Here is a 17,614-nt window from a genome sequence, read left to right as displayed (position 1 = left end):
TAATGAGTTCAATTTCTATACTGCTACATTGTGAATGATATTCCGAAAAGGAATTGACGATTAGAAAAACCTCCTGTCTCAGGGTCTCCATACTCCCAATTATCTATTGTGAAGAGGTTATGTATGCCAGCTGATAGGTGTATACGCTCAATCCCCCATTTCATCGTTAATGCTTTCGGTAAGTTGTAGCCCATTGTTACGTTATCTATACGAACAAAACTACGGTTGTAAAGCTTTTGAATGCCTGTAACTCCAGCAGGACCAACGGCATTTAACCTTGCATAGGTATTCGTTGGATTGTCTGGAGTCCAATATTCTTTTTTGTAAGTATTGCAAGTGTTTGTGAACATTGAACCTGAATTGTCTCCGTTAAGCCAATAATTTGCAAGGCTTTTGTGCCCCATGTAGGAGTACATTGAAAAAGAGAAAGTGAAGTCTTTGAATAAAGTGAAGTCGTTACGTAGTGTCCAATATACAGGAGGAATAGTCGTTCCTTGATACACTCTGTCGTTATCATTATAAATAGGTGTACGACTTCCGTCTGCATTTACTTTGTCATCGTCTGTGTATACATTGATAACTTTCGGATCTCCGGGCTTTTGATTAACCTTAGCAGCCTCAGAAGCTTCGCTCATTTGCCAAATACCATTCGTCTTCCAATACCATATTTCTCCAATAGGTTTACCTATGAACCAACCATTTGAAGTGTCATCAATTTCCTTTCCGTTTTTATCAAATTCATAATAAAGGTGTTTTATCCGATTTTTATTATACGAAAAACCTAATGATGTGGTCCAACTGAAGTCCTTAGTTCTTATATTTTGAGAATTAATAGTAATCTCAATACCAGAATTTGTGACCTCTCCGAGATTGGTTGTTATACCATTAAAGCCTGTAAAGTTAGGCAAACGTTGTGTCATAATCATGTCATGTGTGCGTTTGGTATACCATTCAAGGCTTCCTGAAATACGTTGATTTAGAATGGAAAAGTCAAGTCCTATATTCCAAGATGTAGTCTTTTCCCATTGTAAGTTAGGGTTACCCAGTCGGTCGATACTCAGTGCTTGGAGTGTGGTTTGACTTGAACGTCCTTGATTATAATAGGCATATAAGCCTCCATTTGAAAGGTTTGAATAGGCAATATAGGTATCATTCAAAGAACGATTACCATTTGTTCCATAGCTAATGCGTAATTTTCCATAGTCTAACCATGGCTGTTTTATGAAATGTTCTTCAGTGAATACCCAACTTCCTCCTATGGACCAGAAATTCGCCCAAGGGTTATTCATGCCGAAAGCTGAATAGCCATCACGACGGAAAGTGCCTGTAAATAGATAACGATCTTTATAACCATAGAATATACGTCCTAAGTAAGCTGCGGCTGAAATAGCACGATCTGAGGCTGAGAATGAGCTTTGTGTTTTATTCGCTCCAGTGATATAATGGAACCCTAAAACATCTGATGGTGTAATGTTACGAGCCATTATACGATCATTCCAAGATTGGTTTTTCTCGGCTTCTTGTACAAGTGTCATTGTAAAATGATGGTCATGATTAAACGTATAATCCCATGTCAGCGTATTATTTAAGTTCCAATCGAAAGTTTTTGCCATCTCGCGATCTGCTCCTCTCGTAGCTGCTGTGCTATTAGGAAGCTCTGCTGACATGAAATAACGATTGTAGAACCATTGTAAACGAGGTGCAATGTTAAAAGAATAAGTAATTCCAAATGGAAGTTTTACAGCTGCATTGTAGATTACATTAAGTGTTGTATACCCTTTTTCAAGATTAATATATTGCTGATCAAAGTGATAATTGTATCCTCCATTAGTCGGATTCCCATTCGTAGGATATTGGATTTCTTTACCTTCAGTATTAAATCGCTGTGAGAAAGGTGACTGACGAAGTTGGTTTGCATCCCAATAGTTGTCTGCAACACCATTATATGACAGATTAAAACCAAAGGGAACGGGGCTTGATTCATCTGAACGATCTTGGAAGTTCACGTTGATTCCCATTTTTAACCAATCAGTTATGTTGGCATTGAGTTTCAGATTAGAACGATAAGCATGATAATTGTCACCCTGAACTGCACCTTCATTGTGTAAATATCCAAAGCTTAAGTAATAGTTTACCCTTTCAGATGCGCCCGAAATACTTGCGTTGTAATCCTGGTTTAGCCCTGTCCTAAATACTGCTTTGTCCCAATTGTAGGTTTTGTTATCAAGATAATTCTGCATAACAAGGGCTGCGTCAGCATCAAATCCCATTCTTCTTGCATAGAGAGAGCGTAAACTTTCATTGCTTTGGAGTGTCTTTGGTCCCGTTGTTGCCCACTGTTCCTGCGTTATTCCATATTTTTTTAGATTGTCATAATTGTCATAATAGCCTTCTGGTACGCGGCTTGCACTGCTATAGTAACCCCAAGTCCCATCCTGACGAACCCCATAGGTTTGAGCCTTAAACCAGTCTTCTCGGTATTTCATGTATTCATCCGCATTAAACATCTGCCTATATTGTGCGCGCGTATTGGCTGCCATGTTTGCTGAAACATTAATAATAGGTTTACCTATTTTACCTTTTTTCGTGGTAATAATAACAACACCATTGGCTGCTTTGGCTCCATAAACGGCAGCAGATGAGGCATCTTTCAATACATCTACTTGTGCAATATCGTCAGGATTAATTTCAGAAAGTTCTCCATTAAATTGCATTCCATCAAGCACAATGAGTGGAGAGTTATGCGAACCTTGGGTATATAATGAATTTTGTCCACGCAGTTGGAGTGATCCTCCGCCTTTAGCTGTGGTGCTAATCCCTACTTGTAAGCCAGGAGTTCCACGCAGAATATCTTGTACACTATTTGGATTTTGGTCTGCAATTTTACTTGGATCAATTTGCACAACCGCACCAGTGAGGTCTTTTTTCCGCATAGTTCCATAGCCTACAACGACTACATCTGATAGTACACGAGCGTCATCTTTGAGTCTAACTACAATGCGTTCTGTTGCTGTAACTATTTGTTTTTGATAGCCAATATACGACACTTCAAGCTTTACTCCCTTATTTGTTTGGAGGGTAAAATTACCATCGAGATCAGATACTGTGGCTATTTTTGTACCAGCAACTCTTATCGTTGCCCCCACAATTGGGTCGCCATTCGAGTCCAAAACTGTGCCTTGTATGTTCCCAACTTGCTCTACTATTTCTGTCTTTAGTTTCGCTGAAGCTGGTGATGGCACTCCTGTTACCCCCAATACGGCTATCGTATAAGCCATAGCCCATGGCGAATTTTGTAATAGTTTCTTTTTAATCATGATTGTAATAGTTGTTATTAGGTGTGTTGTTAATATGTTATGTTATTTACGTATGACCTTTTGTGTACTTCCATCTGCATATTTTATGATGTTCAATCCACGCTGCAGGGTAGGACGTTTAACCCCCTCGGTGCTATAGATTGTGGCAGTACCCATGCCTTTTTGTGAGGAATTGTATCTTATTTTATGTAGACCAAGGGTATCTTTATCCCCAATTTGCTCTATCATTACATAGTCAAAGAAGAGGAAAGGATGCTTATCTGATGTTGTGTTTGCAGCCTTATAACCTAATGAAATCGTGATAGGAGTGGACTCGTTAATCGTGAATTCGGGGAGTAATCTCTCTGTCCATGTCCCCACGTTAAACCGATTTTGAGTGTCATAAACAAAGGGATTATCTTGTATTTTATAGCCACATCGGCTTGTAATTTCAGTCTCATCATTAGCTGCATTGTATACAGAATAGCTTATGCGATAAGTCCCTTTAGGTAGTTGAATGTTCTGTTTGTAGCAGGCTTCTGCTCCCCATCCCTGAACAATTCCTAAGCAACCGCCTGATGTTTCGCCGTAAGTGTTGTTGTCAGGGGATGTTATTTTATTGAGCTTTTTAGGGTTTTTAAAGCTAAAAACAGCACTCGAACCATAATCAGCATGGTTATCTGTTGTCCAGTTTGTAGCCTGATGGTGATTTGAAACACCATTGCTGACGTCATGGTTTTGGAAATCTTGCTCAATATCGAACCCTGGATTATGCATGAATTTCTCTGTAACATCACTATAAACTGCCTCATATCCTGCATCATCTACCTTGCTAAGATCTGCTTGTTCCACTTTAAAATAATCGTAGAAATAATAGGGATTATTCGTAGAAGTAGTGTTTCCTGCAATGAAACCTAAGGATAAAGTTACGGTTGTTTCTTTCATTAGGGTGACTGGAATAAAGTTAATCACGTTCCATTTCCCTGCTTCTAACGAAGTGTAATCACTATAAACAAAGGCATGAGAACCTATTTTATAGCCGCAAAGATTACTTGTTTCGGTCGCATTTCCTGCATTAAACACGGCATAAGAAAAGCGATATGTGCCTGCCGGAAGCTTGATTTTTTGCGTATAACAGGCTGGCGTGTTCCAACCTTGACTAATGCCTAAGGCTCCACCTACATTGGTGTTGTCGGCATTAGTCAATGGAACTTGCTTTTTGTTTAACTCTTGTCCGCTTGCAATTCCAAACACTCCACTGCACCCAAGGTTGCTATTGTTTGTGGTTTTCCAGCCATTTATGGCTTGATGTTTATCCGTTCCAGTTGGCAAACTGACTGAAAATTCCTGCTCATCATCAAAGTTTGCATTCACAACATAATTGGATGTAACATCTTTCCAAATGGCTTTCTTTGAAACAATAAGTATCGTTTGAGGCTCATTTAGACATGGTTCACTCTTCCCAACAGGGTAAATTGCAATGCGATATTTGTTTGTTCCGTTAGGTGCTTCATCTATATAAGAATACGAACTGCCATAAACTGAATTTGCATCACGCAGAGAAATATTAGCGATATGACGATATTCTTCTTCTCCAGGACGCTGACATAGCACGACAACTGAATCTACCATGTCGCCATTGGGGTCGTTCCAAGTCAGTTTAACCTCATTAGTTTCATTTAAAAGTGAGGCGTTAAAGTCAGTTGCAGGACAGTAAACCACCTTTGGGATGTATTCATTCTTGCGATTAAATGCCAGGGGTTCGTTCATGTTTGCATAGTATTTACCTAACATTGACAATGTATCGGCTTCATTTCTCGACCAAAGACTCGTGCGTTTCTCACTATCCCAATAGTAGTATCGCTCCACAATAGGATTCGAATTCAGCTTTTCCAGGATGGGACGCGTACCATCATAGAGTGCCTTTTGAGCCCGCTGAGAGAAATCATTGGCATCTTTGACAAGGTGAAATATGCCTTGTCCGCTCCACCATGCACCCCAAACCCATTCCGAAATCCATATAGGTCGCTTGCCATATCGGTTGCTTATGTTCGTGAGATTATCGAATTGGCCTTGATTCCAATAACAATGCAGGTCAATAATATCGCATCTCCACCCTCTGGCATCAATCGAATCAAGGAAAGCTTGCAAATGATTCATCGAACCATCATGTGAAGATTCTGAGCAAAGACGCAATCCCGTGCGCATCACTTCCTGCCAGTTTGCAAGTACGGTTGCTACATCTTGCGGATGATCATCAGACGGATTACCGGGCTCATTGTTGTTCTTGCTGTGGCAAGCCCAGTCCACTTTGCCAATCGTTGATACGCTGGGATAGCCTTCATAGATATGATTGGGAACACATTCCATGTCAGGAAGCAAGTTATGTCCCTCGTTCCAACCAAATCCTGAGGTTGCGTTTACTAAGTCAAGATATTTATATTCCGTGCTGGCTGCATTGGCTTTCTTCGCATCTTGCCACTTAAAAAGTCGATAAGAAGAAACCTTTGAGGCCATGTTTTCAGGCAGATTCATTTCCAAATCCTCTTTATCGGCAATGAAACAACGGCTATATCCCCAACCTTTTACACCCAAAGCGAACGTCACCATATAGCCTCTTTTCAGCTTGAATGACATGATTTTGTTGTTCAAAGTGCCTTCCGTTAGCGACTTCATAAAGCCTTCTCCGTTGTGTCCTTCAGTGTAATCATTGCATGATTTACCATTGAAATTCCGACCCGAATAACACGTTAGAGGACGTATTTCCTTGTCATAAGGCAAGATGATTGAGCCTCTTCCATACATCTTAACCTGGCAGTTTTGCCCATCAGATGCCGCAATTCCTTTTATGGTTATATGTGAAATCCAGTCCTTAAGTACGCGAGATGGCTTAATCTCTCGAATGATAACTGCGGCATGTTCAGTGTTTTCTATGTCAACAGAACCCTCTTTTGTAAACGGGATTTTATTGGTAATAACATAGTCTTGTGCCTTGTTGACGGTTATTTTTCCTTTTACTTGTGGCGTCTCAACAATCTCGTTAGCCGCCAATCCGTGGTGAGCGAGCATGAGAAATGCCGCAACAGCCATCCATTTTCGATTTTTCTTGGTAAGTGTGTCCATGGAGTCTTCGCCGTTAATTATTTTTTTTTATCATCTTGTTTGTTCCAATAGTTCTCTAAATTCAGGTATTCTTTCTTCGTAAGTGCAAGGAAAGAACCATGTTGAGGGTCTGCAACGCCTTTGATATCTGTGGGAGAATGGAAATTCTGTAGCCTTTCATCGGCTTGACAAATGCGGTATTTCGTTGGCCAAGAAGAGTACTCAACATAACCCACTCTCCAGCCTTTCTCGCCCCAAATCCTAAAGGCCGACGCGCCTTCGCATTGCTTGTTGCCTTCAAAACTCACATAGTCTGTCTCGTTGGGAGCAGGCCATGGTCCAGTCAGTTCTTTTGATTTGGTCGTAAAGATGCCTCGTTTTCCACCTTCTTTCTTTATCATCATGTGCCAACTTTTGTCTGCATCCACCCACACAATGTCGGCATCTATGGTTGCATATCCCCAGTCAAAGAGCACTCGTGGCTTAGTGATGTGGGTGAAAGTTCGGTCTGCATACGAGTAGAAAACACGGTCGTATTTGTCTTCTTTGCTATTAAGCAGCGAGTAATAAATAAAATATCCACCTTTGTTTCCATTGGGCCAACGATATGATTTGTCCCAAATCACCTGGGGAGCCCACACGCGATGAATGGCTGAATAGTCTTTATATACATCGGAAGATGACTTATCTGAGAAGATGCTTTGACCCTTTCTGAAGTCAAAAGTGACGCCATCCCAGTGGATAAGATCATTCGAATGAAGGAGGTTTATGCCATAGTTCGACCATTGATGACTCATTTGTTGGCACATGTCTGTAGTGACCATAACGAATCCTTTGCCGTCTGCCGCGCGTGCAATATAGGCATCTCGCGCGCCACCTTCTATCTGAGAAAGTTGTTTTGTATTATAAACCTCGTTACCATTATTAAGGTCATGCCAGTTCTGTCCATCTCTACTGAGTGCAAAAGCCGTCCATTCTCCTTTACGACTCATGTGGCAATAGAGGTAACCATAAGGGTTTTTAACTTGTTCTACCTGTGCCATGGTGGGCAAAACAAATAGTGAAAGTAACGCAAACTTTAATTTCTTGCTTAGGTTAATCATATATATATCTATTGGTTTAGATTGTTTTCTGGATATGGTATCATATCGTTTTGCTCATCATCTTTCAGACTTCGTGAATCGTGTTCAGCGACTTTGCATATCACTTTGTCACAGAATGAAACCCATGATGGGGAAAGTTTTGCGTTGTAAAGATAGAAAAAGTTTAGAAAGATGTTATTATTCGTGAAATCTTTTAGTGTAAATTAACAATAAAACAGCTTGAAATGAGTACGTGTTTTGATGAATAGCCCATGATGAATCAAGTTTTTTCGTCTTGTGCATTATTATTTTTAGTGTTCAGTTTTGAGTGATTTCCTACCTCATTTGCATTGTTGTTGACTGATGAGCCGAGGTTTATTCTTAGATAGAAAGAATCATCTTACGTTATTGTTTCAACCACTGCGTATGAAATGTTAATTTCAATCATTTATCTTTACGATAAAGATAAAATAACCATTAAATTCAAAGCATGAGATGGTTGCATGTGAATTTCCTGTCATTTTCTGCTGTGTTGTATTCTCTTGACCTTCAAGTCATTACAAAAAGTGCATCTAATAATACGCAAAAATCATGTGAAAAAGTGCAGCGAAATGACTTGAATTATGACTTAATTTCATTTATTTTATGGGCTAATTTGACGCGTTTGTGGGTGTGATTTCAGTCATTTTGCATCGCGATGAGCTCTAAATGCGGTTGACTTTCGTTGCTTATTGTAGAAAAACGGAAATAATTTATCTTACTCATGCCTAATAGAAGTATTATTGAAGTGTTAAAAATAATCGTTTATATTTACATGGTTTACCACAAAAAGGAGAGCGCATTTTTAAGTTTATGGGTTGAAACAATAGGCTGTTTTGAGGACCGACGTGGCGTTTCCTATAGCTTGTTATCGTGGTAATGCAGACCATTGGTGTTGACTTTTCAGTCTGATGAGATTATGTTTTCAATACAATATAACGCGCGCGTACGCGTTTTTAGAATATAAATACAGGAAAATTAAACGCAATGATAGAATATATTAAGGGACAACTTGCCGAACTTACACCGGCGTTGGCAGTCGTTGAAGCGGCTGGAGTGGGCTATGCACTCAACATTTCACTAACTACTTATAGTGGCATTCAAGGCAAAAAGGAGGTGAAACTCTACGTACATGAGGCGCTGACTACAGGCGGAAGAGACGATAGTTTCACGTTGTTTGGCTTTGTGAATAAGCAGGAACGAGAACTCTATCGCTTGCTGATTACGGTGTCGGGTGTGGGTGCTAATACCGCACGTATGATGCTTTCGTCGATGAATCCGACTGAACTTTGCAACGCAATTGCCAATGGTGATGAGCGAATGATAAAGACAGTGAAGGGCATTGGGCTTAAAACAGCACAACGAATCATCGTTGATTTGCGCGATAAAATCATGGCAAGTGGTATTGCAAATGAACTGCATGTGGGCGGTGAAAAGGCTGAAAGCACGTTGAATAATGCCGTGAAAGAAGAGGCTGTTGCGGCTTTAACCATGCTTGGTTTCTCGCCAGCTCCCATTGCAAAAGTGGTCGTTTCTATCTTGCAAAAGCAGGCAAATCTCCCCGTAGAACAAGTGGTTAAAGAGGCCCTTAAACTATTAAAGTAGCACAAACTTCTTTCGTTGAGTAACAAGAAAGCATATCTGTTATTAGGCTTGCTGATGGCTTTTGCTGTCAGTTATGGGGTTAGTGTGCCTTTCTTTCAACGCGAAAATCGTGGTCAACAGCAGGCTGTGGCGCCACAAAAAGACCGCCGTGAGATGCAGACCGATTCAACAAAGCGTGTGAAAAAGCCGCTTTGGCGCGTTCAACGCACGCAACCCATCACGTGGACCGACCTTGATAGCAGTGCGCTTGATTTGCAAACACCTCAGGATTTGCGTAATCAGGTTTCGTATAATGACTCGTTAAATGCCTATTTTATTGGGCGTCGACTGGGTGGAACCTATCTTTCGGCACCTGTAATAATGCTTCCTAATGAATATTTAGACTGGAGTGGGCGTCAACAACAACATGCTTTTTTCCGTAAAAAAAATGCAGAGATATTTCAACAGAAAGGGAAAGATAAGTTTGATTTCAGCGATATGCATTTCGATTTAGGCCCAGCGGAGAAGATTTTTGGGCCTGGTGGTGTGCGGATTCGCACGCAAGGAACAGCCGAATTGAAGTTTGGTGCAACGATGAAAAACATAGATAACCCCGCATTGACTATCAATCGGCGGCATACAACCACGATGAATTTCGATGAGAAACTTAATCTAAATGTCAATGGAAAGGTGGGAGACAAGGTCAATATGAACTTGAATTACAACACCGATGCAACCTTTGACTTCGATGCCCAGAATCTAAAGTTGAAGTATGAAGGCAAGGAAGATGAGATAGTTAAACTCGTTGAGGCAGGTAATATTTCGTTTCCTTCGAACTCATCACTTATCCGTGGTGCCACATCGCTGTTTGGTTTGCGCACCGATTTGCAGTTTGGCAGACTCAAAATGCAGTTGGTTGCTTCGCAGAAGAAAAGCGCCTCAAAGAGCGTTTCAAGTCGGGGTGGGGTGCAGTTGACTCCATTTGAGTTCAGCGCGGCAGACTATGAAGAGAACCGCCACTATTTCCTTGCAAAGTATTTTCGTGAGCATTATGCCGAGGGCATGCAGTCTTTACCGAATGTAAAGACAGGAATTAACATCGGACGCGTGGAGGTTTGGGTGACGAATAAGTCGGGTTCAACAACAAATACGCGTAATATTGTGGCACTGACAGACTTAGGTGAGAATACCAATATAAGCAATACACACCATTGGTCGACGTTAGGAATGACGGTTCCGAGCAACAATGCGAACACCGAATATGCTGCAATGACGGGGTCGTTTAATGCCGCACGTGATATCAATCAAACCTCGTCGGTGCTTGATGGGGCAGGGTTGACGGGCGGAAATGACTATGAGAAGCTTGAGAGTGCACGCTTGTTGACTCCTTCTGAGTATACCGTGAACAAGGCTTTAGGCTTTATCAGTCTCAATACGGGTATCAGTACAGACCAAGTTGTGGCTGTAGCCTTCGAGTATACTTATGGTGGACAGACCTATCAAGTGGGTGAGTTTGCGGCCGATAGAACGAATGTTGATGAGGCGTTGTTCGTCAAATCATTGAAGAATACGAATAATGTTCCGTCGCAAGGTAACTGGAACTTGATGATGAAGAATGTCTATCGACTTGGAGATATGGTTGAGAAGGAGCGGTTTAGACTTGATATCAAGTACCAAAGTGATACCACAGGAGTCTACTTAAACTATATCCCTGAGCCGCAAGTTAAGCAGCAATCAATCGTTAAACTCCTTGGTGCTGACCGGTTAGATAATAATAATCGTCCTTATAGTAATGGCTATTTTGATTATGTAGAGGGGTATACGGTGAGCAATGGACGCGTGTTTCTCCCCGAACCTGAACCCTTTGGAGACGACCTTTACAGGCGACTTGTGAGTAAAGGTGTGCCAGTTGCCAAGGCAAAGAAATATGTGTTTAGTGAATTATATGATAATACTCGCACTGTAGCAAAGCAGATAGCAGAGAAAGATAAGTATGAACTTGTGGGACAATTTCGTGGTTCTTCGGCTAATGTTATTGCGCTTGGAGCTTATAATATCCCTCAAGGTTCGGTCGTAGTAACGGCTGGTGGCATGAGATTAACAGAGGGATCAGACTATAGTGTGGACTATAGTGCCGGCGAAGTTACTATCCTTAACCAGAGTATTCTCGATGCAGGCACGCCCGTAAATGTGTCACTTGAGAGTAACAATGATTATGGAATGCAACGCAAAACAATGTTTGGTGTGAACTGGGAATACGACCTTTCACGCAGTCTTCAGCTAAGCGGTACGTTGCAACATCTATCAGAACAGGCCATGACAAATAAGGTTTCGATGGGCAGTGAGCCATTGAACAACACGTTGTGGGGCTTGAACATTAATTGGAAAAAGGAGAGTCAATGGCTTACTGACATGTTGAATAAGTTGCCGTTTCTACATCTTACACAACCTTCTCAGATTAATTTCACGGGCGAATTTGCACAACTTGTGGCAGGAAAGAATAGCGGAACACAAGACAATGCCTCGTATCTTGATGACTTTGAAAGCACGACAAATAAGATTGATATCGCCTCTCCAACGTCATGGAGTCTATCAAGTGTGCCCTCAATGTTCCCTGAAAGTGCAGATAAAACCACGTTGACAAGCGGCTTCAATCGCTCGCAATTAGCTTGGTATACGATAGATCCTTTGTTCACACGACGTAGTAGTTCGCTGACACCCGCACATATAAAAGGAGACTTAACACAGCTATCTAATCACTATGTTCGTGAGGTTTCTACGCGTGAACTCTATCCAAAACGTGACATAAATAATTATAATGGCTCCTCATCTACATTGAATGTGTTTAATATATCCTATTATCCTAACGAGCGAGGTCCTTATAATTTTAACCCTAATTTGCGTCAAGATGGAACGCTTCCTAACCCAGAACGTCACTGGGGTGGACTCATGCGAAAGCTTGATACGAATGATTTTGAACAGGCAAATATAGAGTATGTGGAGTTCTGGTTGCTTGATCCATTCATCTATTCTAACCGAAAACCCAACGCAAACGATTATGGAGGAGACTTCTATTTGAACTTAGGTGAAGTCTCAGAAGATGTGCTTCATGATGGAAGAAAGTTCTATGAGAGCGGTATGCCGGTAGATGGTTCGCATAGTTATGTTACTACTCAGTGGGGTAAAATCCCTACATCCAATGTGGTAACTTATGCCTTTGCAACGACCAAAGGAGCTCGATCGATGCAGGATGTGGGCTTGAATGGTCTCAATAATGAAGAGGAACGGCATTATACTTCCTATCAAAACTTCCTCTCATCTATACAGGGACATGTGAGTGCTTCGGTGTGGGATTCAATCTATAATGACCCAGCTAACGACGACTATCATTATTTTCGAGGTTCTGATTACGACCGAATGAAGGCCGACATCCTGCGGCGTTACAAGTATATTAATAACCCACAAGGTAACTCTCCCGATAGTGAATCCAGCCAAGAACGATATGATACATCGTATAAGACGACACCGGATGTGGAGGATATCAATCAGGATTATACGCTAAATGAATATGAAAAGTATTACCAATATCATGTTTCTTTGCGTCCAAATGATATGGTAGTAGGGAATAATTTCATTGTAGATAAACGCGATGCAAGCGTGAAATTGCGAAATAGACAGACTGAAACGGTTACGTGGTATCAATTCCGTATTCCTCTGAAAGAATATGAACGACGAGTTGGTTCGATTTCCGATTTTACGAGTATTCGCTTTATGCGTATGTTCCTTACAGGCTTTAAGCATCCCATTGTGTTACGCTTTGGGAGCTTAGATCTCGTGAGAGGAGATTGGAGAATCTATGAAAATGCGTTGGATAATCATACAGGTTCGGGGACACTTGCAGTCAGTTCGGTAAGTTTAGAGGAGAATGGTGAAAAGTCACCTGTTAATTATATCCTCCCACCGGGCATCAATCGGGAACAAGATCCCACACAACCTCAGTTGGTAGAAAGTAATGAACAGGCCCTTGACTTCATTGTAAATAACTTGTCACATGGTGAGAGTAAGGCTGTTTATAAGAATGCAACGGTCGACTTAAGGCAGTATAAACGTTTGCAAATGTACGTTCATGCGAATGCCTTTGAGCAAAATAACACACAGTTAAATGACGATCAATTGGCCGTGTTTATACGCTTGGGATCAGACTATAAGAATAACTTCTATGAGTATCAAGTACCATTAAAGCTTACTCCTGCAGGCAGATATAACCTTAATTCTCCGTCAGATCGTGCTGTGGTTTGGCCTCAAGAGAATATGATAGACATACCTTTGGCGTTATTGACCAATGTGAAATTGCAACGCAATAAGGCTAAGGCTGAGGGACATGCAAGCTTTGTTCAGGCCTTCACGGCATATGATAATGCCCACCCTGCAAACTTGGTTACCATCATGGGTAACCCTTCTTTGGGGGAAATAAAGACGATGATTATCGGAGTAAGAAACCTTTCTTCTGATGTAAAGAGTGGCGAAGTGTGGGTTAATGAGCTGCGTCTGAAGGAGTATAATAATAAAGGTGGGTGGGCTGCAAATGGCAATTTAAATGTTCAGTTGTCTGATTTGGGCACGCTAAATGTACAGGGACGATATGTCAGTGAAGGCTTTGGGGGCTTGGAAAGTAAGGTTGCTGACAGGACACAAGAAAGCATTTCAAGTTATAGTGTGACTACAAGTTTGGAATTAGGTAAGTTCTTTCCCGACAAGATTAAAGTCTCAGCACCTCTCTATTACTCAGTAAGTCATGAGACAAGTAAACCAAAATATAATCCTTTAGATACAGATTTGTCGTTGAAAGATGCTTTAGAATCAGCCTCAAAAGCAGAGCGAGACAGTATAGAATCGATTGCTGTAACGAAACGAATCAATACAAACCTTTCTTTGTCTAATGTGAGAATAGGAATTCAAACGAAGAATTCTCCCATGCCTTATGACCCTGCTAACTTCTCATTCTCCTACAGTCATTCACATAGTTTCACAAGTGGTGAGACAACCGTTTACGAGAAAGAAGATAATTGGAGGGGTGCAATGAACTATAATTGGAGCCCAAATTACAAGACTTGGGAGCCTTTTAAAGGTATTAAAAGTAGGTCAAAGTGGTGGGACATCTTAAAGAGATTTGGACTCAATTGGTTACCACAGAGCGTTGGATTCAACAGTGAATTAATGCGCAATTACTATGAGTTTCAGGAGCGAGATATGGAGAGTTTGGAGAACAATCGATTGCCGTTGACATTCAATGAGCAGTTTCTTTGGAACCGAGATTTCTCACTTCGTTGGGATTTGACACGCAATATACACATGAATTTCCAAAGTGCCACGCGGTCAAGAATAGAAGAACCCTACACGCCTATAAACAAATCACTCTATGCCGACCGTTATCATGCGTGGCGAGATAGCGTTTGGACGAGCATAAAACGACTTGGAACGCCGTTAGATTATCAGCAATCGTTCACTCTTTCTTATCAACTTCCGTTGAATTTGATTCCAGTTTTTGATTGGATTAGTACCGATGCGCAATATAATGCCAGCTATACATGGGTGCGAGGAACGGAGAACGAGAATCATATAAGCCTTGGAAATACGGTTACAAGTAATCGAAACCTTAATGTGAATGGTTCATTTAACTTAGAGAGATTATACAATCACATTCCTTTTTTGAAGCAAACGAATGAGCGATTCAACCGAAGACCGATTTATAATCGACAGAGTTCTGGTGGTAAAAAGAAGCAATTACCGCATCAAACTCAACTTGATTTGCCGAAGAATAAAGGCAGTTTTGAACAAGAAATCACATTGAGACCTGATACGACAATTGTCATTTCACATGCTAAGCATAGCCGAAGAATCGTGGTGAATGCACGAACTGAGGATGGACATCCTTTCAAATTGAGGTTTAAGAAGGTTGATAACGATAGGTTACGCATAACAAACCATGTTGACTCTACGCTAAAAGTGAAGGTTACAGTGAATGTAAAACCACCTTTAGAAAGCCAGAACTGGTATCGAACGGCACAGAGTTTGGCTCGCGTATTGATGATGGTGAGAAACCTAAGTGTTAGCTATCGTAATCAATATGCTATGACCTTGCCTGGTTTTATGCCTAATATTGGGAAAGCTTTTGGGCAGACTCGTGGCAGTGGTTTACTTTCTCCAGGACTTGATTTCGCTTTTGGTGTCATCGGAGATGCGTATGTTGATAAAGCACTTAGTCGCAATTGGCTACTCATTAACGATTCTATCGCGACCCCAGCTAACACTACTTCTACTGAGGATTTACAGCTTCGGGCTACTATTGTGCCTTTCCGTGATTTTACGATTGACTTAAATGCAACACGCGTTTCTACCAAAGCACGCAGCATTCAGTATATGTATGCAGGCCATCCCACAATGCAAAGTGGTACGTTTGCTATGACAACGATTTCTATAGGAGGTGCTTTTGAAGGCATAGGTAATGCAAATAGCGGTTATCATAGTAAGAGTTTTGATAAGTTCTGCAGTCTTCTTGATGACTTTCGGCAGCGTGTTGAGGCGCAATATTATGGCAGTCGATATCCTGTAGGAACTCCTTTAGCAGGACAAACTTTTCATCCTTCCAACGGAACGATATCCAAATATAACGCTGATGTGATGGTTCCTGCCTTCCTTTCTGCCTATACAAGCATGAAAGGTAAAGGCCTTTCTATCTTCCCTTCATTGTCTAAACTGCTCCCAAATTGGAATATACGTTATAGTGGATTGGTTCAATTGCCATGGTTCCGAGAAGTCTTTCGCAGTTTCAATATCAATCATTCTTATCGCAGTATCTATACTGTTGGCTCGTATTTCTCCTTTAGTAGCTATCAGGAATACATGAATGGACTCGGCTTTATCATTGATGCAACCTCGGGAAATCCAATTCCTAATTCAATGTTCAATGTCTCTACAGTCAGCGTTAACGAGGCCTTTTCTCCATTATTGGGCATAGATATGACCTTCAATAGTGGCATGACAGCCAAATTAGAGTATCGAACAATTCGTAGTTTGAACCTTAGTATGACGAGCATTCAATTGAATGAGGCAGTCAGTAGAGATTGGGTTTTGGGCTTAGGATATCGTATCAATGACTTCAAACTATTCGGTTTACAAACCAAACGGAAAGCAAAAAATCATAAGAAGGGGGCAAACACTGACACACAACAGCCCATTTTAACTCCTCAGCGCAATGGAGTGAATCATGATTTGAATCTTAATCTCGATTTCAGTTTCCGCAGACAAGCTTCCCTTACGCGTGATATTGCTTCACAAACAAGCAACGCCAGCAGTGGAAACTCTGCACTTCGGCTGAGCTTTACAGCTGATTATACACTCTCACGCATGCTGACAATGAGCTTCTTCTATGACTTTCAGAACAATACTCCGCTGTTAAGCAGTAATAGTTATCCTATTTCTACACGCGATTTTGGATTGAGTGTAAAGTTCTCTTTGACTCGTTAAACCTCTTTATAACAATGGAAAAAGAAAAAATAATCATAACAAATGCACAGCCACATCAGGCTTCTGACATTGCAAGTTTAATTATGTTGGCCATGAATCACGATTGTTGTCGCTATTTTGCAGGCCCAAACCACACACTAAATGACTTTCATCAGCTGATGACACGACTTGTTCAGCGTAACGATTCGCAATATTCTTTTCTTCATACGCTTGTTGCTTTGGATGATAATCATGTCATTGGGTGTTGTGTAAGCTACGAGGGTGGTCGGTTAAAAGCCTTACGTCAAGCCTTCATAGATGAGGCTTTAAATAGCTTTGGCATTGATTATTCTGGTATGAATGACGAGACTCAAGCCGGAGAACTCTATGTAGATAGCCTCGCTGTTGACGTCCGTTACCAGGGTAAAGGCATTGCAACAGCATTGCTGAATGCTACATGTAAAAAGGCTGAGGCACTCGGATTGTCTGTTGGTTTGTTAGTTGACAAAGGTAATCCAGATGCAGAGCGGCTCTATCATCGTTTGGGTTTTCATTATGTCGACGATGGAGAGTGGGGCTCACATCCCATGAAACATCTGCAAAAGAAAATCCAGTGACCTATATATATAAGGTGAAGAAAAGGCTCATTTCTCTTTTAAAAAGTCCTTAGAACTTGCATATTTAATTAAAAAGTATTAAAGAATAGAAGATTGTTGTAGTTTTATTTGGAATTAATGAAACTTACATATATCTTTGCAATGTGTTTTTCATGGTATTAGATTATTAAGGTTAAGAAGATTGGTTGTCGTGAGACAATCAATTTTTTTTGGCCTTATGTTTTCCCCTTTCATCCTAATGGTATTGGCATCTCTTTGCATAAGTCTCATGGAGTTGCTGTTTAAGCGAATCAAAGTCTATATAAGTGTTATCCAATTATAATAGATTTAGGTTAGGAATAGACTAAAAAAAAGAGACACATCCATTTAGATGCATCTCTTTATGATA

Annotated in this window: 6 protein-coding genes; 3 read left to right on the top strand and 3 right to left on the bottom strand. The window is 40.9% G+C overall.

Annotated features, from left to right (window positions below; translation table 11 throughout):
- Positions 1-23: 23 nt before the first annotated feature.
- Genes HMPREF9145_RS02930 through HMPREF9145_RS02920 form a run of 3 tightly spaced genes read right to left on the bottom strand, consistent with a single transcriptional unit; the run spans position 24 to position 7,501 of the window.
- Positions 24-3,317, bottom strand: coding sequence for a SusC/RagA family TonB-linked outer membrane protein (locus HMPREF9145_RS02930; RefSeq protein WP_021824890.1), 3,294 nt, complete (start codon positions 3,315-3,317; stop codon positions 24-26).
- Between the two features lie 42 nt (positions 3,318-3,359).
- Positions 3,360-6,419 carry a hypothetical protein gene (locus HMPREF9145_RS02925; RefSeq protein WP_021824824.1) on the bottom strand — a complete coding sequence of 1,020 codons (3,060 nt, stop codon included), beginning with the start codon at positions 6,417-6,419 and terminating at the stop codon, positions 3,360-3,362.
- 17 nt (positions 6,420-6,436) lie between these two features.
- Positions 6,437-7,501 carry a glycoside hydrolase family 43 protein gene (locus HMPREF9145_RS02920; protein WP_021825020.1) on the bottom strand — a complete coding sequence of 355 codons (1,065 nt, stop codon included), beginning with the start codon at positions 7,499-7,501 and terminating at the stop codon, positions 6,437-6,439.
- Between the two features lie 1,005 nt (positions 7,502-8,506).
- Here HMPREF9145_RS02920 and ruvA point away from each other — a divergent pair.
- From ruvA to HMPREF9145_RS02900, 3 genes are read left to right on the top strand one after another with little or no spacing between them, the layout of a single operon-like run.
- Positions 8,507-9,124 (top strand): Holliday junction branch migration protein RuvA, encoded by a 618-nt coding sequence (gene ruvA / locus HMPREF9145_RS02910; protein ID WP_007135806.1) that lies wholly within the window; start codon positions 8,507-8,509, stop codon positions 9,122-9,124.
- Between the two features lie 15 nt (positions 9,125-9,139).
- Complete coding sequence (sov, locus tag HMPREF9145_RS02905; RefSeq protein WP_458693787.1) at positions 9,140-16,630, top strand: T9SS outer membrane translocon Sov/SprA; 7,491 nt, start codon at positions 9,140-9,142, stop codon at positions 16,628-16,630.
- Positions 16,631-16,644: 14 nt separating this feature from the next.
- Positions 16,645-17,226: a GNAT family N-acetyltransferase gene (locus HMPREF9145_RS02900; protein ID WP_021825060.1), complete on the top strand. Its 582-nt coding sequence runs from the start codon at positions 16,645-16,647 to the stop codon at positions 17,224-17,226.
- The last annotated feature ends 388 nt before the right edge of the window (positions 17,227-17,614 follow it).

The sequence above is a fragment of the Segatella salivae F0493 genome (assembly GCF_000477535.1).
GTDB classification, from domain to species: domain Bacteria; phylum Bacteroidota; class Bacteroidia; order Bacteroidales; family Bacteroidaceae; genus Prevotella; species Prevotella salivae.
The sequence above is the reverse complement of the archived record's forward strand: the minus strand, read 5'-3'. Positions and strand labels throughout refer to the sequence as shown.